Source organism: Streptomyces sp. NPDC127038 (assembly GCF_042725875.1).
Taxonomy (GTDB): domain Bacteria; phylum Actinomycetota; class Actinomycetes; order Streptomycetales; family Streptomycetaceae; genus Streptomyces.
On record NZ_JBHXDQ010000020.1, the window covers coordinates 39,886 to 61,403 of the forward strand.

Annotated in this window: 4 protein-coding genes; 2 read left to right on the forward strand and 2 right to left on the reverse strand. The window is 73.7% G+C overall.

The genetic code is table 11. The annotated features are described in order from the left end of the window. Positions 1 to 2: 2 nt before the first annotated feature. On the reverse strand, positions 3 to 1,877 hold the full coding sequence (locus tag ACFWI4_RS16730; RefSeq protein WP_387196375.1) for a glycoside hydrolase family 76 protein: 1,875 nt from the start codon (positions 1,875 to 1,877) through the stop codon (positions 3 to 5). 30 nt (positions 1,878 to 1,907) lie between these two features. After that, on the reverse strand, positions 1,908 to 4,520 hold the full coding sequence (locus tag ACFWI4_RS16735) for a glutaminase domain-containing protein (RefSeq protein WP_387196377.1): 2,613 nt from the start codon (positions 4,518 to 4,520) through the stop codon (positions 1,908 to 1,910). 606 nt (positions 4,521 to 5,126) lie between these two features. Here ACFWI4_RS16735 and ACFWI4_RS16740 point away from each other — a divergent pair. Beyond that, positions 5,127 to 6,899: a fatty acyl-AMP ligase gene (locus ACFWI4_RS16740; RefSeq protein WP_387196380.1), complete on the forward strand. Its 1,773-nt coding sequence runs from the start codon at positions 5,127 to 5,129 to the stop codon at positions 6,897 to 6,899. A gap of 293 nt (positions 6,900 to 7,192) precedes the next feature. Then, the gene (locus tag ACFWI4_RS16745; protein WP_387196383.1) at positions 7,193 to 21,457 is read left to right on the forward strand and encodes an SDR family NAD(P)-dependent oxidoreductase; all 14,265 of its coding nucleotides are present in this window, start codon (positions 7,193 to 7,195) and stop codon (positions 21,455 to 21,457) included. Positions 21,458 to 21,518: the final 61 nt, after the last annotated feature.

Genomic DNA, 21,518 nt, shown 5'->3' on the forward strand with positions numbered 1-21,518 from the left:
GGTCAGCCCGCCGCCAGCAGCGCGCTCAGGGCGGAGGCCTGGGTGCGCCAGTCGCGGACGTTGGGATGGGCGGCGGAGCCGTTGCCCGACCAGCGCTGGCCCAACTGGTTGAGACTGTCGCGGTCGGCGGTCCAGACACTGTCGGCCTGAGTGGTGGCGAAGGCGCGATAGCTGTCGGATGTGACCGAGTCCAGGTCCTGGAGGTAGCGCATGAACACCCCCTTGAACTGTTTGGCGTTGTCGTCGCAGTCCGAGGTGAGCGCGTCGCACGACTCGGTGAGCAGGCCCGCGCCGACCAGCGAGGGCGAGGCGAGAGCCGCGTCGGCGAGCCGGCGGCCGGTGGCCAGCGCGGTGGCGTTACCGGTCGCCCGCCAGATCTCCACCGCGGCACCGATCGCCATACCCTGGTTGTAACTCCACACGGTCTGGCCGTTGTTGGCGCAGCCGCCGGTCAGTCCGTCGTTCACGAGACCGGAGGAGTCGACCATGCCGCTGCCCAGGAACCAGTTCCAGGCGGTGGTGGCCCGGCCGAGCCAGACCGTGTCGCCGGGCAGCCGGTCGTGCAGCGCGGCCGTGAGACGCACGTACAGCGTGCTGGTGATGGCGTTCTTGTACGTCCGCTCGCGGTCCCACCACACTCCGCCGCCGCAACTGCCGGTGTCCCACAGGCCGTTGACGTAGTTCGCGATGGTGACGGCCTCGTCGAGGTAGCGGCTGTCACGGGTGAGGTCGTAGGCGTCGATCCAGGCCAGCGCCCACCATTCGGAGTCGTCGGTGGAACGGCTGATGAAGTCGCCCTCGATGGGATCGGAGCTGCGCGCCCCGGCCGGGAACGCCACCTTGTTCGTCTTGAAGGTCTGCTCGACGATCCAGGTGTACCGGGTGTCGCCGCTCTGCCGCAGATAGTCGATGACGGTGGTCAGCGCCACCGCCGAGTTCCACCAACTGGAGCGCCAGTAAGCTGTGTTGGGGTCGTACGCGTACATCAGCGCGTCGGCCGCCGCAGCCGCCCTGTTCGTAACCGGCCGGGCCCAGGCGGTGCAGCTGCCGTTCTGGCCCTCCACCGCACGGCCGCAGGCCCGCACCGCTCCACCGTAGAGACGGCCCAGCGGATCGGCCGTGTTGAACCGCGCGGTGCCGGTCCCGGTCGCCCCCGCGGGGACCGGCAGCCGGCCGAGCGACGATCCGTCGGGCCAGCTCGCGCCGCCGTCCCAGGACCGGTCGAGCCACACCTCGTCGCCCGCCCGGCCGCCCGCCAGGGTCGCCCACGCCATCCCGGTGCTGTCGGCGTGCAGGGTGATGGTGCGCCCGGCGAGGGTGGTCGGGGCCACCGGCCGGCTGTCGCCGGAGGCCGTGCCCGCGCCGTCGCAGACCGTCGCGCAGACCGCGGTGTGCGCCCACCCCGTACAGGTCACGCCCTGGGCGTCGCCGCAGGCCCGCAGCAGACCGCGCCGGTGGCCGCCCGGGTCGTAGAGGTTGTACATGAGGGTCCGGGTGCCGGTCCAGGTGGCCGGGACCGCCGCCTTGCCGAGCAGTCCCTCCCAGGTGGCACCGCCGTCCCAGGAGCGGTCCAGCCAGACGGCGTCGCCGGTCGTCCCGCGGTCGATGCTCGCCCAGGCCATGCCGTCGGCGTCGTCGACGTGCAGCCGCAGCAGCCGGCCGTTGAGGTTCACATCGGCCACCGGGAAGGTCTCCTGCGCGGCCTTCGACGGGTCGAGCGTGTCGCAGTACAGGGAGCAGACGGAGGCCGACGCCACGGCCCGCGACGCCACGGTCCGCGGCGCGGCGGCCGCCGGTGCCCGGTTCCCGCCGGCCGCCAGAAGCAGCGCGACCAGCACCGGCAACAGCAGGATTCTGGGCAGGGGACGTACGGACATGGCTCGTCCTCCTCACGGACAGGACCGGGTCTACAGGAACCGCCACAGGTGGTCGGACGTGCCGTTGTCCGCCCACTGGGTGACCTGGGCGCCGTCCGCCGTGGACATCCCGTCGACGGCGAGCAGCTTTCCCGAGCGGACGTTCACGATCTTCAGCCAGCCGTCGCCGTTGTCGACGGTCCGCCAGACGTGGTCCGGAGTGCCGTTGTCCTGGTACTGCTGCACATGGGCGCCGTCGTCCAGGCTCTGGTCGTGCACCGCCAGCACCTTGCCGCTGTTGCGGTTGACGATCCGTACGGTCCCGTCGCCGTCGTCGATCAGCGTCCACAGATGGTCGGCGGTGCCGTTGTCGGCGTACTGCGTGACCTCGGCGGTGTCGGCCAGGGACATCCCGGAGACGGCCAGCACCTTTCCCGAGTTGCGGTTCTGGATCCGGCGCCAGACCGTGGCGGACGGGGCCGGAGGCAGCAGGAGCGCGAACACCCCGCCGACCACGGCCCGGTCGGCGAAGCCCCGCTGGGCGGCGGTGGCGACCACGTACCAGTCGGTGAAGGGGGCACGCTGCGCGGTGGTGTCGGCGAAGTGGTAGACGCCGTTGACCAGGGTGTCGCGGGTGGCGGGGTGATCGGCGAGCCAGGCCGCGGTCCACAGCTCCCAGTCGGCCTTGGTGTAGTCGTTGCGCGGGTCGAGGACCACTCCGTACGTCCCGGCGTGCGCCGCGTACCAGGACGCCTCGCGGGCGGCGGTGCCCAGCGGCACCAGGTCCAGGCCGAGCAGCCGGTCGGGGAAGCCGTTGTACTTCAGGCTCCACGTGCCGTCCTGGTCGTAGGCGAGCTTGAGGTGACGGCCCGAGGAGTCCTCGGAGAGGGTCGTCCAGCGGCTGATGTGGCTGCGGGCGAGCGCGGAGTAGCGGGCCGCGTCGCCGTCGTCGCCCGCGGCCCCGGCGACGACGCCCATGGCGCCGATGCCGATGATGCCCTTGAGCGCCAGGTTGGAACTGTGGGCGATGAAGCCGGTGAAGTCGTCGGTCTGGTTCTGGTAGCCGGGATCCAGGGCGTTGGCGGACAGGTACTCGGCCCACTGGCGCAGGATCGTGTAGTGGCTACGGGCGAAGGAGGCGGCCTCGTCGGACGGCAGCCGCTGGACGAGCGCGGCGGCCATGATCAGCAGGTTGGCCGACTCCTCGACCGGCATGGACTCCTCGTTGCCGTCGTCGTGGCCGTCCGCGTTCGGGTAGAGCCGGCCCAGGTCGTGCTCGGCGAAGGTGTTGGGCCAGCCCCCGTGCTCCGGGTAGTCGAGCAGCGGCTCCAGCAGCATCCGCAGATAGGCGGGGGAGAGGTGGAGGTACACGGGGAACGTCGGATAGACGACGTCCACGGTCGACATGTTGCCGCTGGAGGAGATCTCCTTCTGGAACGCCCAGGGGGTGCCGTCCCGGTCCACCAGCTCGGCACTGCCGACGGCCTGACGCAGCGCCAGGGCGCACACCGCGGCGTAGTTCTCACCCGTGGCGCCCCCGCCGGCGGCGGTGACGGCGTCGTCGTGGACGCGCCGGTCGAGGGCGGTTGCCGCGTCCAGCGCGGCGGCGTGGTCGGCGTCGAACCAGACGACCATGTCGGTCCAGGAGTCCCAGTAGTGGGTCCACCAGGGCTGGAGCCGGGTGCCGAGGTAGCTCACCGCGGGCGTACGGACATGGCCGAGGCCGACGGTGAAGTCGGGGGAGGGCGCGCCGGGGGTGACGGTGCCGAAGTCCCGGTTGAAGCCCAGCACCGGCCAGCGGTCGTTGATCGCCCTGGGCCGGTCGGCGTCCACGGTGCCGGCGAGGCGCCCGTCGCTCACCGAGGCGGCCCGCACCACGGTGTCCTGCCCGATCTGCCAGCTCGTACCGGCCCCCGCCGGGGCGGCGAGCACCAGCCGTCCCCAGGCGGCCTGGTCGCCGCTCTCCTGGAGGACCGCGGGTGAGGCGGGCTGGGCGCTGAGGACGGTCATCCCGCCGGACTGCTGCTGTTCCCAGGTGATGGGGGTGCCGCTGTCGCCGTGCACCCACTCCCCGGAGACGTCGACATGGACGTCGACGCTGTGGTCCCGCCCGTCTTCGGAGGCCGCGCGCACGGTGACGTAGCTGAGCGGCACCGACTGGCGCCGGAGGTTCTCCAGGTCCACCGGGGAGAAGAAGGTGACGGTGAGGGTCACCCCGCCGCCGCTGAGGGTGTAGACGGAGCGGGTCGCCGTGAGCTCCAGCGAGAGCTGCCGCATGAGGGCCGGGGCGGGGCCGCCGGGCAGCGCGGGGGACCCGGCGAAGACGTAGGCCGCGCCGTCGATCCTGGCCAGGCCGCACAGGGCGGTGACGTGGCCGGTCCAGAAGGTGGCCCAGGTTCCGGCGAGGTTGTCCGCGGGAACCCAGGTGGAGAGGTAGGGCGAGCGTACGGCCAGCGGGACCGCGGGCGGGCGCAGCGGACTGAACGTGGACGCGGCGAGGGCGCGCGCGGACGCGGCCTCGCCGGTGGTGGCCGGCGTCGCGGCCTGGGCGGCTCTTGCGCCGAACAACCCGTCGGTGGCCGTGAGCGCGGCCAGGGCGCCGGTCCACCGTAAGAGCGAGCGACGGCTGGCACCCGGGGTGCCGGAGTCTGCGGGGTCGACCATGGGGTGGGTCTCCGATGCGTGGGGGACGGCGGGCGGCCGTTCGGAGATTGCATGTACGGGGCGAGACTCGTGGTCTCTGACGCCGATGGTTTCTAACGTTGCAAAGGTGCTCCGAACGGCATGACACCACCGGCAAACTGTCATGTCTATGCCTAGGACGGAAAACGCCGGCCGAGCCCGCGGTGCCCGGCTCACGGGGTCTGCCGGCTCCGCCGGGCCCGCGGTGCCCGCCGGGTGGGCCGAGTGGCCCGAACGTGGTTCGCGGGAAGTGACGCGCTCCACACGCCCCTCCGACTCACCGCGCGTACCAGCGACTTCGCTCCGTCTCCGCGTGCTGACCGACCGTCAGGATGACCAATTCCGTATTTAGTACCCGGGGTTACATCGATGGGGCAGGTCCGGCTTGCTATCGTGTTACTCGTTGGTAGCAATCCGTAGGGGGCCACGGGGAGCCGGCGCGAGCAACGCCGCCGCTTCCCGGCGGATTGGTCGAAACGGACGTTCTGGCAAGGGGGCCAGGCGGACACGGCATCTGCGCGTACCGATGACGCGGCCTTCGAACTCCGTTCTTTTCGCTCGAATATCCGAACAGGTGAGACTCCTCTCATGGCTCGTTCCCTGGTCGATCTCTTAACTCTGCACGCCTCCGAACAGCCCGACCGCACCGCCTACCGGTACCTCGTCACGGGTGACTGTGACGGAGAGATCCAGGACATCTCGTACGGACGACTCGCCGAGCGTTCCCGTGCCGTCGCCGCCTGGCTCCAGGAGCGCGGCCTGGCCGGGTCCCGCGTCCTGCTGCTGTATCCGCCCGGCATCGAGTTCATCTGCGGCTATCTCGGCTGCCTCTCGGCCGGGGTCGTCGCCGTGCCGGGGCTGCCCCCGCACGGGCGGTCGCAGAACCATCGCGCGCTGCTGCGGATGAAGCGCCTGATCGCCGACGCGGACGCCAAGGTGATCCTGGGCGGCCGCGAGGTGATCGCGGACCTGGCCGGCCTGGCGGAACACCTGCCCGAACTGGCCGACATCACCCGCGTCGCCACCGAGGACATCCCCGACGCGGCGGCCGGCTCCTGGCGCGAACCCGACCTCACCGCCGACTCGGTCGCCTTCCTCCAGTACACGTCCGGCTCCACCTCCGCCCCGCGCGGAGTGATGGTGACCCACGGGAACCTGATGGACAACGAGCGGGTCATCACGGAGCGGATGGGTCACACTCCCGACGTCATCGAGGAGTACGACCACGAACTCTTCGTCAGCTGGCTGCCGGTCTACCACGACATGGGCCTCATCGGCCCGGTCCTGAACGCCGCCTACCTCGGCGTGACCGCGACCCTCTTCTCCCCGCTGCACTTTCTCCAGCGGCCCGAGCGCTGGCTCAAGGCCATCGACCGGTACCGTCCGCACACCAGCGGCGGCCCCAACTTCGCCTACGAACTCTGCCTGAAGCACGCCGCGCCCGATCCGCTCGGCGGCCTCGACCTGAGCCGGTGGAGGGTCGCCTTCAACGGCGCCGAACCGGTGCGGGCCGCGACCCTGCGCAGGTTCGCCGAGACGTTCGGCCCGGCCGGCTTCCGCCGCGAGGCCTTCTACCCGTGCTACGGCCTGGCCGAGGCCACGCTGATCGTCACCGGCGGTTCGGTGGAGGCACCTCCGACGCTGGCAGCCACCGCGGCCGCAGGCGCAGGGGTATCGGGGACAGCAATGGCTGCGAATGCAGGCGCAGTTACGGATGCTGGGGCCCATCCGGACGCGGCGGCGGTCGGCTCCGGCCGGCCGGGCCCCGGGGTCACCGTGGTCATCGCCGATCCGGAACGGCAGGAGGAACTGCCCGAGGGCGAGGTCGGCGAGATCTGGGTCTCCGGCGCGAGCGTCGCCAAGGGCTACTGGCGCAACGCGCTGGCCACCCGGCAGACGTTCCGGGCCGGCCTCAAGGGCCACGAGGGCCGGTTCCTGCGGACCGGTGACCTCGGCTTCCTCAGGGACGGCGAACTCTTCGTCACCGGCCGTCTCAAGGACCTGATGGTCATCGAGGGACGCAACCACTACCCGCAGGACCTGGAACTGTCCGCCGAGATGTCCCACTGGGCGCTGCGGCCCGGCTGCACCGCCGCCTTCTCCGTGGACGGAGGAGGGGACGGCGAACAGCCCGTCGTCGTCGCCGAGACGGCACCGGAGGCCGTGGGCGAGTCCGAGAAGATCATCGATCTCATCCGCGGCGCGATCAGCGAGGCGCACGGCCTGCCGGTGCGTGACGTCGTGCTCGTCCGTCCCGGCACCATCCCCAAGACGTCGAGCGGGAAGATCCAGCGCCGTGCCTCCCGGGCGGCCTATCTCGACGGCACTCTCTCCCTGGTCGGCGCACCCGCGACGACCTGAGTTCCCGCCGACGGCGTGCTCGCGCGCCGTCGGCGGTGCAACAGCCTTTCCCGGAAGCGTGGTTGAACGGCCGGGGTCATCGGCGGCGCGGCGGCCGCGGGGTGGCTCCATCGGCGTACACGTTCCTGCGGCCGGCGACGTCCGCGCGCGCCCGCGGAGTCGGCCGCCACCGACGGGTGCGCCCGTTGCCGCTGCCGTTCCGCCACCCGTCGTCCCCGCCGGCCGTGCGCACCCGTCGCTCCCGCCGTCCGGAATCCACCACCTGAGCCCAAGTTCACGAGGACACAGCCCAGATGCCTGCGAACGAGTCCCCGAAGCAGTCCCCCGAGTTGTCCCCGACGACCGTCGAAGGGGTACGGGCCTGGCTGACGTCCGCCGTGGCCGAAGCGGCCGGGCTCGCCCCGTCGGCCGTCGCACCGGAACGGCCGATCGCCGAGTTCGGCCTGGGTTCCGTGCAGTTGGTGAAGCTGGCCGCGGGCCTGTCGGAGTGGACCGGGCGGCCGCTGGAACCGTCCCTCGTCTTCGACCACCCCACGATCGCGGGGATCGCCGGGATGCTCTGCGGCGAACAGCCTCCGGGCACGGCCGGTAGGGCCCCGGCTCCGGACGACACACCGGTCGGCCGGTCCGCGCGGGGGGACGACGACATCGCGATCATCTCCATGGCCTGCCGTTTTCCCGGCGGCGCGCACGACCCGGAGGCCCTCTGGCGGCTGCTGGACGCGGGCGAGGACGCCGTCGGCGAGGTGCCGGCGGGCCGGTGGAACACCGAGGGACTCCTCGACCCGGACCCGGAGGCCACGGGGACGGCGTACACCCTGCGCGGCGGCTTCCTGACCGGCATCGACCGTTTCGACGCCGCCTTCTTCGGCATCTCGCCGCGCGAGGCCGCGGCCATGGACCCGCAGCAACGGCTGCTGCTGGAGACCGGCTGGGAGGCCATCGAGCGCGCCGGGATCGTCCCGGAGACACTCGACGGAAGCCTCACGGGCGTCTACATCGGCCTGTACGACAGCGGATACCTCGCCTCGGCCCCGCTGGACCGGCTCGACGGTCACGTGGGAACGGGCTCGGCGTCCAGCGTCGCGTCCGGGCGCATCGCGTACACCATGGGCCTCCAGGGGCCGGCCGTCACCGTCGACACCGCCTGTTCCTCCTCCCTGGTGGCCGTGCACCTGGCGGCCCGGGCCCTGGCCGGAGGCGAATGCGACCTCGCCCTGGCCGGCGGGGCGACACTCCTCGTGACACCGCGCGGGCACGTCGAGTTCAGCAGACTGCGCGCGCTGTCGCCGTCCGGACGGTGCAGCCCGTTCTCGGCCGAGGCCGACGGGGTGGTGTGGGCCGAGGGCTGCGGGCTGGTGCTCCTCAAACGGCTCGCGGACGCGCGCCGGGACGGCGACCGGGTCCTCGCGGTGATCAAGGGGTCGGCGATCAACCAGGACGGCCGCAGCCAGGGCCTGAGCGCGCCGAACGGTCCCGCCCAGGAACGGGTGCTGCGCGCCGCCCTCGACGACGCCGGGCTCGACCCGGGCGACCTGGACTACGTCGAGGCGCATGGCACCGGCACGCCGCTCGGCGACCCCATCGAGGGCCGGGCGCTCGCGTCGGTCTTCGGACCAGGGCGTCCGGCCGGCAGGCCCCTGGGCGTCGGCTCCCTGAAGTCCAACATCGGTCACGCACAGGCCGCGGCGGGCATCGGCGGTGTCATCAAGACGGTCCTGTCCCTAGGCCACGAACGGCTCCCGGCGTCCCTGCACGCCGATACGCCGACCGGCCGCGTCGACTGGGCGGGCGGCGGCCTGCGCGTGCAGAGCGGCGCGGAAGCGTGGCCGCGGCGCGGTGACCGGGTGCGGCGGGCCGGGGTGAGCGCGTTCGGGATCAGCGGCACCAACGCCCACGTGATCCTGGAGGAGTCCCCGGAGTCCCCGGAGTCCCCGGAGTCCCCGGAGTCCCCGGAGTCCCCGGAGTCCCAGGAGTCCCAGGAGTTCGTGGGGTCCGTGGAGTCGGTGGGGTCCGTGGGGTCCCCGGAGTCCGTGGGGTCGCCGGAGTCCCCGGAGTCCGTGGAGTCCCCGGCCCACCCGGTCACGCCGGCGACGCCGGCCACGTTCCCGACCGATCCTCCGACACCGGCCACCGCTGCTTTCCTGACACCGACCACGGCTGCTTCGCCGACACCGACCGCCGCCGCGACGCCCGCCGAGCCCGTACGTCCCGGCGCACCGCTCCTCTTCCCGCTCTCCGCCCGCACCCTCCCGGCCCTGCGCGGGCAGGCGGCCCGGCTGATCGACGCGCTCGACACGCGACCCCGGCCGGAGCTCGCCGCCGTTGCCGCGACGCTCACCCACCACCGCACACACTTCGAGCACCGCGCCGTCATCCGGGCGGGCAGCCACGACGAACTGCTCACCGCGCTCCGCGGCCTCACCGACGGCCGGCCGGACCCCGACCTCGTCGTGGGCCCCCAACAGGTGCCCCCGCCGGGCAAGTTGGCGTTCGTGTTCCCCGGCCAGGGTTCCCAGTGGTCCGGTATGGCCCGCGAACTCCTCGACCGGTCACCGGTGTTCGCCGACGAACTCGACCGCTGCGACGCAGCGCTGCGGCCGTTCACGGACTGGTCGGTGGCGGCCGTGCTGCGCGGAGACGCGGGCGCCCCTTCCCTGGAACGGGTGGACGTCGTCCAGCCGGTCCTCTTCGCCGTGATGGTCTCCCTGGCCGCCGTGTGGCGCGCTCGCGGGGTGCGCCCGGACGCGGTGGTCGGACACAGCCAGGGCGAGGTCGCCGCGGCCTGCGTCGCCGGGGCGCTGAGCCTCAACGACGCCGCCGCGGTCGTCGCCCTGCGCAGCCAGGCCCTGACCGGTCTGTCCGGCACCGGGACCATGGCCGTCGTCGCCCTGCCGGGCACCGAGGTCGAGGCGCGCCTGCGCGGACTGGACGGCCGCGTCTCCGTCGCCGCCGTGAACAGCGGCCGCTCGACGGTGATCGCCGGTGACGTGGAGCCGCTCGACGCCCTGCTCGCCGACCTCGCCCGCGAGCAGGTGTTCGTCCGCCGCCTCGACGTCGACTACGCCTCCCACACCCCCCGCGTCGAGCCGCTGCGCACGACGATCCTCGACGAACTCGACGGCGTCACCACCACCCCGAGCGACGTCGCCTGGTACTCCACGGTCACCGGCGAGCCCGTAACCGAGGACAGGGAAGCGGGCTACTGGTACACGAACCTGCGGGAACCGGTGCGCTTCGCGTCCGCCGTGGAACGCATGGCGGCCGACGGCTACCGCCACTTCGTGGAACTCAGCCCCCACCCCTCCCTCGTCACCGCCGTCCGCACCGTCGCCGAGGAACACGGCATCACGGACCTGGTCGCCGTCGGATCGCTGCGCCGCGACGAGGACGGACCCGCCTGTCTCGACCGCGCCGCCGCCGAACTCCACGTCCACGGACGGCGGATCGACTGGCGCCGCCTCGTACCCGGGACGACCACGGCCGAACTGCCCACGTACGCCTGGGATCAGCAGGTCCACTGGACCGAGCCCGGAACCGGATCCGGGTCCGTGGTCCCGGGCCCCTTCGACCGCGCCGCGCACCCCTTGCTCGGCGTCCAGTTGCAGTCTCCGGACGAGACCCGCTGGACCTTCCGCAACGACTGGTCCCCGGCCACCGCCGACTGGCTTCCCGACCACGCCGTGTTCGGCCGGACCGTGGTGTCGGGCACGACCGTGATGGAGCTGTGCCGGGCCGCACTCGCCGTGGCCCGCCCGGACGCCCGCGACGACGTCACCGATCTGCTCCTGCTCGCGCCGCTCGTGCTGCCGCGGACCGGCACGGTCGAGGTGTCGGTCGAGGTGGTCACCGCCGGATCCGCGCCCGAGATCACCGTGCACAGCCGCCCACGCGCCCGGGAGACCACCGGCTGGACCCTGCACGCCACCGCGTCGGCGGCGGCCCCCGCCCCCGTGGATGCGGCCCCCGCGCCGGTGTGGCCGGAGAGCGCCGAGCCGCTCTGGAGCGCGGCGACCTACGAGAGACTGGCCGCGCTCGGACTCGGCTACGGTCCCAGCTTCCGGGCCGTGCGTTCGGCGGTCACGACGCCCGATGCCGGCGAGCTGCTGGCCCGGCTGTCGCTGCCGGACGCGGCCCGTGACGCGGCCGGTCCCTACCCCGTGCACCCGGCGCTGCTCGACGCCGCACTGCACGTCGCCGCCGCGCTGGACACCTCCGACGGCCGGGTGCTCCTGCCCGTCGCGGTGGGCCGCTGCGTCCTGCCGCCCGGCGAGCCGGGCGGCGACCTCACGGCGCTGGTACGGAGGTCGGGCGGCTCCGGGACGGACGTCGTCCTCGACGTGACCCTGTGGGACGCCGACGGCCTTCCGGCGGGCCGGCTGGAGGACGTACGGCTGCGGGCCGCCGACCCCGCGGACCTGAACGGCGCCTCGGAGAACGCCCGGCACCTGTACGAGGTGGCGTGGACGGCCGTGACCGAGCGGCCCGGGACGGCGTCGCCCGCCGTGTGGGTGGTGCACGGCGACCGCTCCGATCCGGAGGTCGGGGACGCCCTGCGCGGGCTGGAGTCGGCAGGCGTCGAGGTGCGCGAGGCGGACGCCGACATCGTCGTACGATTCTGGCCGCGACCGGCGTCCGGCACCGAACCGGCAGCCGCAGCACATGAGTTGGCCGCTTCCGCACTGGCCGAACTGCAAGCACTGATCGCGCTCGCCGACGACCGTCCGGCCACCCGGACCCTCTGGGTGACCCGTGGCGCGGTCGCGACCGGTGCCGGGGACGGCGTGCCGGGTCTGGCCCAGTCGGTGCTGTGGGGCCTCGTGCGCAGCGCCAGGGCCGAACACCCGCACCTCGCCCTGACCCTGCTCGACCTCGCGGGCCCCGGTCCGGCCGACGTCCTGACGACGGCCGCGGCCCTGGACCGCGAACCCGAACTCGCCCTCCGGGAAGGCGTCCTGCTCGCTCCGCGGCTGATACGAGCCCGCGCGACCCACACCCTGCCGAGCGAGGAGTCGAGCGCCCCCGCCGTCCTCGGGCTCGTCGACCGGGGCGCCTCCGTGCCCACCGACGGAACCGTCCTGATCACCGGCGGACTCGGCGCCGTCGGCCGCCGGATCGGCCGCCTCCTCGCCGAACAGGGCGTACCGCGGCTGCTTCTGACATCACGTCAAGGCCCGTCGGGCGCGCGCGCCGCCGAGATCACCGCCGAACTGGCCGCGCTCGGCTGCCAGGTCGAGATCGTGGCGTGCGACGTCGCGGACGCCGACGCCCTGGCCGGCGTGCTCGCAGGCGTCGGCGACACGCTGCCCCTGCGTGGTGTCGTGCACTGCGCCGGCATCCTGGACGACGGGGTGATCGCCGAGCTGACACCCGAACGTCTCGCGCGGGTGCTGCGCCCCAAGGTGGACGGTGCCGCACAGCTGCACCGGCTCACCGCGGGCGTCCCGCTGGACCTGTTCCTGCTGATCTCCTCGGCGGCCGGCCTCCTCGGCAGTCCGGGGCAGGGCAACTACGCGGCGGCCAACGTCTTCCTCGACCAACTCGCCCACCACCGGCGCTCCTCGGGCCTGCCCGCCGTGTCGGTCTCGTTCGGCGCCTGGTCGGGCGAGGGTCTCGCCGCCGAACACGCCGACCTGGACCGGATGGCCCGGCTGGGCCACCGCAGCCTCACCCCCGACCAGGGCCGCGAACTCGTCGAACTCGCCCTGCGCCGGAACACACCGCACCTGGTCGCCGCGTCCCTTGACCTGCCCCGGCTGCGGGAGACCACGGCCGCCGCGGACGACGCGACGGCCGCCCTGGGGCGCTCGCTGCTGCCCGCGCCCCGCGCCGGCCGGGACGGCGGCGTCGGCCTGGCGGCCCGGCTGGCGCGGCTCCCGGAGGCCGACCGCGCCGCACGCGTCCTGGCCCTCGTCCGTGAGGAGGCGTCCAGGGCGCTCGGCCTGCGGTCGGCGGAGTCCGTCGGCCCCGACCAACCCCTGCGCGAGCTCGGCATGGACTCGGTGACGGCGGTGGAGCTGCGGAACCGCATCAGCACCCGTGTCGGCGCCAGGCTCCCCGCCACCCTGCTCTTCGACCACCCCAGTGCGGCCCGGCTCTCCGCCCACCTGCTGACGACCGTGCTCGCCACGGACGACGGCACCGCCGCCCTGGCAGCACCGGGCGCGAGCGACCGCGCCACCGCGCACGGCGCGTCAGGGCAGCGGCCCCCGCGCACCTCCGCCGCGCCGTCCGAGGAGCCGCTGGCCCTGGTGGCCATGGCCTGCCGTCTGCCCGGCGGTGTGAACGATCCGGAGGGCCTCTGGGACCTTCTCGCCGAGGGCCGCGACGCGGTGGGCCCGTTCCCCGCGGACCGCTGGGACGTGGAGGCGCTGCACGACCCCGACCCCGAGGCCCCGGGGAAGTCCTACGCGAAGGAAGGCGGCTTCCTCGACGACCTGGAGTCCTTCGACGCCGGGTTCTTCGGCATCACGCCGAAGGAGGCCGACGCCATGGACCCCCAGCAGCGGCTCCTGCTGGAGATCGCCTGGGAGGCGCTGGAGCGGGCCGGGATCGTGCCGGCCGAGCTCGCGGGCACCGCCACCGGCGTGTACGTCGGCATGTTCGGCAGCGACTACCTGGCGGGATCCCGGCTCGACGACCTCGACGGGTACGTCGGCACCGGATCGGCGCCGAGCGTGGCCTCGGGACGGCTCGCGTACACCCTGGGCCTGAACGGACCGGCGCTGACGGTGGACACCGCCTGCTCCTCCTCCCTGGTGGCCCTGCACCTTGCGGCCCAGGCGCTGCGCGCGGGCGAGTGCGACCTGGCGCTCGCCGGCGGGGTGACGCTGATGGTGACGCCCGGAACGTTCGTCGAGTTCAGCCGTCTGCGGGGCCTGTCGCCGACCGGCCGCTGCCGCTCCTTCTCCGACGACGCCGACGGTGCCGTCTGGGCCGAGGGCGCGGGCATGGTCGTCCTCAAGCGGCTCACGGACGCACGGCGTGACGGCGACGAGGTGCTGGCCGTGCTGCGCGGGACGGCCGTCAACCAGGACGGCCGCAGCCAGGGCCTGTCCGCGCCGAACGGCCCGGCCCAGGAGCAGGTGATCCGGCGCGCCCTGGAGCTGTCCGGTCTCGAACCCTCCGACATCGACCACGTCGAGGCCCACGGGACCGGCACCACCCTCGGCGACCCGATCGAGGCGAACGCCCTCGCGGAGGTCTTCGGCGCCTCGCGCCCCGAGGGCCGCCCCCTCCATCTCGGCTCGCTCAAGTCCAACATCGGTCACACACAGGCCGCTTCGGGCGTGGTGGGCCTGATCAAGGTCGTGCAGTCGCTTCGGCACCGATCCCTGCCGCGCACCCTGCACGCCTCCACCCCCAGCCGCCACGTCGACTGGGAGGACAGCGGTCTGCGTCTGCTGGGGGAGACGGTCGACTGGCCCTCCTCGGAGGGCCGTGTCCGCCGGGCCGGTGTCAGTGCCTTCGGGATCAGCGGGACCAACGCGCACCTGATCGTGGAGGAGGCCGAACCCGCCGAGATCCCGCCGCAGCCGGAAACCGCTCCGGAGAAACGGCTGTTCGTGCTGTCCGGGCGCGGCGAGGCGGCCCTGCGGGGGCAGGCGGTACGGCTCCTCCGTCACCTGGACGGGGACGTCACCCTGCCCGACGTCGCCCACACCCTGGCCCGGTACCGCAGCCACTTCGAACGGCGCGCGGGCATCGTCGCCGACGACCGGGACGAACTGCGCACCCGGCTCCGGGCGTTGGCGGCCGGTCGGACGCCGACCGCACCGTCCCGCGTAGAGCGGACGGGCAAGGTGGCCTTCGTGTTCGCCGGGCACGGAGGTCAGTGGCCCGGCATGGGCGCCGAGCTGGGCTCCGAGTCGGAGGCCTTCCGCGAGGAGCTGGCCCGGATCGACGAGGCGGTGCACCGCCGGGTCGGCTGGTCGGTGCTCGACGTGCTGCGGGCACCCGAGGAGTTCGCTCCGTTCGGGCGCACCGAATTCCTCCAGCCGGTCCTGTTCGCGGTCAACTCGGCCCTCGCCGCCGCCTGGCGCGGCCTCGGCGTCCGCCCCGACGCCGTGACCGGACACAGCCTGGGTGAGATCGCCGCCGCGTACAGCGCGGGCGCCCTCACCCTGGACGACGCCGTGGCCGTGGTGACGGCGCGGGCCCGGGCGGTCGCCCCGCTGGTCGGACAGGGCGCCATGCTGGCCCTGGAACTCTCCCGCGCGGAGACCGAGAAGCTGCTCGCGCCGCACGCGGGCCGGCTGTTCGTCGCGGCGGTCAACAGCGCGCGGTCCACGGCCGTCTCCGGTGACAGCGAGGCACTGGCCGAACTGCGCGCGCGACTGGCCGAGCTGGACATCCCCGTACGGCGGCTGTCGACACCGTTCGCCTCCCACACCCCCCTGATGGAACCCGTCCGCGCCGAACTGCTGAACCTGCTCCACGGCATCCGCGGCACCCGCACGACCACCCCGCTCTACTCGACGGTGGCGGCCGAACCGGTCCCCGGAGACCGGCTGGACCCGGACCACTGGTACGCGAACCTCGGACGCCCCGTCCGTTTCGCGGACACGATCCGGCGGATGCTGGACGACGGCTACCGCTACTTCGTCGAGCTCAGTCCGCACCCCTCGCTCACCGCGTCGGTCGAGGCGGTGGCGGCCGAGGCGGGCGTCGACGCGGTCGCGGTCGGCTCGCTCGCCCGCGGCTCGGACGGACGAGACGTTCTGCTGGGCCGGCTGGGGGAGTTGTACGAGGCCGGGCACACCCCGGACTGGCGGAAGCTGCTCCCGGGAGGCCGCCGGATCGACCTGCCCACGTACGCCTTCGCCCGCGAACGCCACTGGCGCGCACCCGCCCCGGCCACCGGCACGCCGGGAACCTCACCGTTGCTCGGCACCCATGTCGAGGCCAGCGACACCCCCGGCCACCACCTCTTCCAGACCGACATCGACCTGCGCGACAGCCGCTTCGCGTACCTCACCGACCACCGGGTCGCCGGAGAGGTCTGGCTGCCCGGCGCCGCGTTCCTCGACATGGCGCTGGAGGCCGCCTCCTTGCTGCGGGACGGCGGCGAAGTACGCCTGACCGAAGTGAGGTTCGTGCGGCCCCTCGCCCTCGACGTGGACAGGCCCGTACGGCTGCAACTGGTGATGCGTCCGGCGGCGGAGGACGGTTCCCGGGAGTTCACCATCGCCTCCGCGGCCACCGGGAAGCGGCCCGCGCCGTGGGAAGGGCATGTCACCGGACGGGTCGTCGACGCCACGCCCGAACCCGCGTCCGGCGTGGCCGACACGGGCGACGCGACCGGGGTGCCCGCGACGCCCCTCGCGCCCGACACGCACCACGCGACCGACCCGACCGACGCTGGCGACGCGTGCGAAGACCTCGTTGTGCTGCGCGAACGGTGTGACGCAGAGGCGGACCTGTCCGCCGTCTACGCGGGCCTCGCGGCCCTGGGCATCGACTACGGCCCCGCCTTCCGGCTCCTGGAGCAGGGCCGCCGTACGGACACCACGGCGATCGGCCGCCTCGTCCGGCAGCCCGCCGCCGGTCATCTGCTGCATCCCGCGGTCCTCGACGCCGCCTTCCACACGGCGGCCCTGCCGGCCGGCGCGCCCTCCGGCCGGGCCTTCGTGCCCGCCGGTGTCGGACGGCTGCGCTTCACCGGTCTGCGGTCGGCGCCCGTCTGGGCGACCTGCCGGCTGCGCTCCGTGGACGGCGACACCGCGCTCCTGGACCTGCGGCTCTGGGACGAGAAGGAGCAACTCATCCTGGAGGCGACGGAGTTCGAACTCGCAGCGCTCTCGCCGCTGGACGGCGCCCTGTTCGAGACCCGCTGGCAGCCGCGCCCTCCCGCACAGGAGAGGCCCGTCGACGGCGGCTGGCTCGTCCTGGCCGACCGGACCGGAGCGGCCGACGCCCTCGCGGAGCGGCTGGCCTCGGCCGCCGTGCCCCATGTGATCGCCCGCAGGGGACCCGCGTTCTCCGTCGAGGGTCCCGGCCGCTACGTTCTCGATCCGGCCGATCCACGGCAGTTGACCCGTCTGTTCGACGAGGCCTTCGCCGACGGACCGCCGGAACGGGTGGTGCAGCTGTCCGCGCTCGACGCGCCTGCCGTCGAGGACACCGTCACGGCCGAAGAGGCGTCACTGTGCTGCTGCTTGAGCACCCTGCACCTGGTGCGGGCGCTCGCCGACCGTCCCCGGGGCCGCTCCCCGCGCCTGTTCGTCGTCGTACGGGGCAGCCAGGCGGCCGGTGACAGCGGCGAGGTGACGAACCCTCAGCAGGCGCTCGCCTGGGGCCTCGGACTCTCGGTGGCCCAGGAGTACCCGCACCTGTCGACCACGCTGATCGACCTGCCCGCCACGGGCGCCACGGACGCCACGGGCGCCGAGGACGCCCTGTGGACGCAGTTGCGTCACGCGGACGACGAACGGCTCGTAGCGCTGCGGGAGTCGGGCCGGCTGGTGCCGCGACTGGCCCGTACCCGACCGGACGACGGCGGACACGACGGGATCACCGCGGACGGCGTGCACCTGATCACCGGCGGCCTGGGCGGCCTCGGCAAGGTGGTCGCCGAACGGCTGCTCCGCCGGGGCGCCCGCCGACTGGCCCTGCTGAGCCGAAGCGGCCCCGACGCGGCCGCGAAAGCGTGGATCAAGGGCATCGAGGCCCGCGGAGTCGCGGTGCACCTCGTCCACGCGGACGTTGCCGACCGCACCGCTTTGAAGACGGCCCTGGACGAGGTACGACGTACGGCCGGACCGATCGCCACGGTCGTCCACACGGCGGGCGTCCTCGACGACGCCACCGTGGCCAACCTGACCGGCGACCGCGTCCTGCGCGTCCTCGCCCCCAAGGTCCTCGGCACCGCCCTGCTCACCGAACTGGCCCCGGAGGCACAGAGGTTCGTCCTCTTCGCCTCGGCGGCCGGTGTCCTGGGCTCGGCGGGGCAGAGCCCGTACGCGGCGGCGAACGCCTTCCTCGACGCCTGGGCCCACCACCTCTCCCGCACCGGCCGTGGTGCGCTGAGCCTGGACTGGGGCGCCTGGGCCGAGGTCGGCATGGTCGCCGGTTCCGTCGACCGGGCCGCCGAGACCGGCCGTTCGGGACTCCTGGCCTTCACCCCGGCGGAGGGCGGCGAGATGTTCGAGCGGGTGCTCGGCTCCTCCCGCCGCCAGCTCGCCCCCCTCGCGCTGGACCGGGCCGCACTCGAACTCGACCCGGACGCGGCCCGCGCCCGCCCGATCCTGGGCGACCTCATCACCGTGACCACGGACCCGACGGGCACCGACGAGCTCGTCGCACGGGTGCTCGCGGCGCCGGCCGGTCAGGACCGGACCGCACGGCTCGAAGCGTATGTACGGGGCAAGGCCGGCCAGATCTCCGGCGCCGCCGAACTGTCCGCGACCACACCCCTGAAGCAGCTGGGCCTGGACTCCCTCATGCTGGTCCGGCTGCGCAACGCCTTCGCACGCGACCTGGGCGCCGAACTCCCCGCCGCCGCCGTCCTCTCGGCGTCCGACATCCGGGGCCTCGCACGGGCCCTCGACGAGGTGCTGCCCGAACACGGCACCGGGACACCGCGACCGGAGCCCCGGGCCGCGACCCCGTCGCAGGTGCCCGAGAGCGAACTGCGGCCCGCCACCCGCGACGTCGTCCGGCTGCTGCGCAGCGCTCAGCCGGGCATGCCGGACGCTGCGCACGCCGTCGGACTCGCGGTACGGCTCACCACCCCGGCCACCCGCGAGACGCTCACCGGCGTCGTCACCCGGCTCGCCGCACGGCACGCCGCTCTGCGCACCGCGATCGTCGCCGGCACCGGCCGGGGCCGACAGCTGCGGGTGGAAAGGGAGTTGACCGAGCCGCTGCTGCGCTGGACGCACGTGCCCGCGGACGCCGCCCCGGACGCGGGTAACTGGTTGTCCCGGCTGCTGGAGCCGCCGTTCGACCTGGCGAAGGCACCCCTGTGGCGGTTCGAACTCCTCGACGCGGGCGCACACGGCCAGACCCTCGTGTTCGGCGCGCACCACGCGGTGAGCGATCTCCAGTCGCTGCTGCTCGTCGCGGGCGAGATCGACGCCGAACTGTCCGGGACCCCGCTCGGCGACACGGTCACCAACCGTGACATCGACCTGCTCGTCGAGGCCCAGCGCACCGGCGAGGCCTCCGCCTCCGGCTCGGGATGGCGCGAGGCCTTCCACGGCAGCGGGCGCCTCGACCTGACACTCGCCCGGCCGCGTCCGGCGACCCGTTCGTACCGCGCGGGCAGCGTGACCGTGGAGCTGCCCGGCGGGCTGATGGAGCGGGTGTCCGCGACGGCGAGCCGACTCGCCGTCACCCCGGCCGCCTTCTGCCTCGGCACCCTGACCGTCCTGCTGGCCAGGATGCGGCAGCGGGAACGCTTCGTGCTCGCCGTGCCCGTCGACACGCGCATCCACGCCGACGCCTACGGCGCCGTGGGCTTCTTCGGCGTGCCGGTGCCGTTCCCTGCGCAGGCCGCGGCGGGGGAGCGGATCGAGGAGGTCCTGCGCCGGACGGACACACGCCTGGACCGGATCCTCGCGCAGGGCGCCATGTTCTCGGACGTGCTGCCGGCGCTGGCCGGGCAGGGGCTGCACCGGCCGAACGCCCCGCTGGTGGAGGTGTACTTCAACTACGTACGCTCCTCGGCGGCCCCGCTCCGCCGGCTGGAGGTGCTTCCGGCCGGAACGGGCTACTCCGACCTCGACCTCATGATCACGATGACCCCGGACGCCGGCCGCGTCCGGCTCGACCACAACCTCGACATCCTGGACGCGGAGACCTCGACCGAGCTGGCGGAGGCCTTCCTGCGGCTGCTCGCCGAGACGGCGGACGACCCGACGGCGACGGTCCGCGCACCGGGTCCCGTGGCGGCTCCGACGGCCGCGGAGGTTCCGGTCGAGAAGGCGCCCGAGGACGCTCCGTCCGAGAAGGCTCCCGCTGACCGCTCGCGCCGCTCACTCGCCGTCGCCTCCACCTTCGCGCTCGGCAACCTCCCGCTGCTGTGCGAGGCGGCGATGGCGGAGGGAGACGGGGACACGGGCCTGACGGTCACCGAAGCGCCGTACCACCACGTGCTCGCCGCCCTGAGGGATCCGTCGGGCGTTCTCGCCGATCCCGCCACGGCGGTGGGTGTGGTGCTGCTGAGGGCGGCGGACCTGGAGCGCTTCGGCGCGGTGACCGACGTGGTGCTCGCCGAACTGGGCACCGCCTACCGGGCCGCGCTGCGGGCCCTGTCCGAGCGGACCCGTCGGCCCCTGATCGTCGGCGTGCTGCCCTCCGCGCGGCGGGACGACCGCTTCGCGCGCTGGGAGAACGACCTCGCCGTCGAACTGAGCGAGGCGCCCGGCATCGCCGTGATCGGCCCCGACGACTGGACGGGTCACCACGCAGTCCCCGATCCCTTCGACGAGCGGACCGAGCGGCTGGCCCATCTCCCCTTCACGCCCCGCTTCCAGGCGGCGGTCGCGCTGCGGCTGACCCAGGCCGCCCGCGCGGCCCTCCGTCCCACGCCGAAGGTGATCGCGGTGGACGGCGACGAGACCCTGTGGGGCGGGGTCGCCGGGGAGACGGGACCCGAGTCGGTGGACCTGACCGGACCGCGCGCCGCGCTGGCCAGGACGCTGCTGCGGTGGAGGGCAGCGGGCACGCTGCTCGCCCTGGTCAGCAACAACGACGAGGACACCGTACGGGCCGTCCTTGACCGTCCCGACAGCCTGCTGAAGGCCGAGCACCTCAGTGTCCTGTCCGCGGGCTGGGGACCCAAGCCGGACCGCCTCACGGAGGCCGCGCGCACGCTCGGCCTGGGACTGGACAGCTTCCTGTTCCTCGACGACAACGCGGTCGAGATCGCGGCCGTGCGGGCGGCACTGCCCGAGGTCCTGTCCGTCACCTGCCCTCCCGCGGCCGAACTCGACGCGTTCCTGCGCCGGTTGTGGCCGCTCGTTCCCGCGGCGGCGACGGCCGAGGACGCGCTGCGGGCGGGGTTCTACGCACAGGAACGCGAGCGGGACGCGGCGCGGGAACAGGCCGGATTCGAGGAGTTCCTGGCCCAACTGCGGCTGGAGGTCGACATCAGGGCCCTGTCCGCCGCGGACGTCGAGCGGGCCGAACAACTCGTCCGCCGTACCGCTCAGTTCACCCTGCACCCCCGGTCCGCCGACGGTGGTGATCTGGCGCGCTGGCGGGAGCAGGGCGAGGTGTGGACGGTCGCCGCGCGGGACCGCTTCGGCGACTACGGGCAGATCGGCCTGCTCGCCCTGCGCGGGGACGGCGACCGACTCGACGTGCTCGCATGGAACTTGAGCTGCCGTGCCCTCGGCCGCGGTGTCGAGGAGCGGCTGTTGGGCTGGCTGGCGGACCGGGCCGACGAGCTCGGCGGCGCGAAGGTCCGGCTGACGGCGCGGCGCACCGACCGCAACGTTCCGGCCCGGCGCCTGCTGGCCGCGCTCGGCGGTGGCGACCAGGACGACGAACACCTGGAGAGCGTGGTCACGCCGGAACAACTGCGGGCCTTCCGCTCCTGGCGGAGGCCGTGAGCGGGCCCACGGCGAGGCCCGCCGGGGCAAGCGGCAACGCGGACGAGGACATGGCACAACG

Bases quoted from the DNA above. Each gene is read 5' to 3' on its own strand.
- ACFWI4_RS16740 (WP_387196380.1), top strand. From the start codon at position 5,127: ATGGCTCGTTCCCTGGTCGATCTCTTAACTCTGCACGCCTCCGAACAG.
- ACFWI4_RS16730 (WP_387196375.1), bottom strand. From the start codon at position 1,877: ATGTCCGTACGTCCCCTGCCCAGAATCCTGCTGTTGCCGGTGCTGGTC.
- ACFWI4_RS16735 (WP_387196377.1), bottom strand. From the start codon at position 4,520: ATGGTCGACCCCGCAGACTCCGGCACCCCGGGTGCCAGCCGTCGCTCG.
- ACFWI4_RS16745 (WP_387196383.1), top strand. From the start codon at position 7,193: ATGCCTGCGAACGAGTCCCCGAAGCAGTCCCCCGAGTTGTCCCCGACG.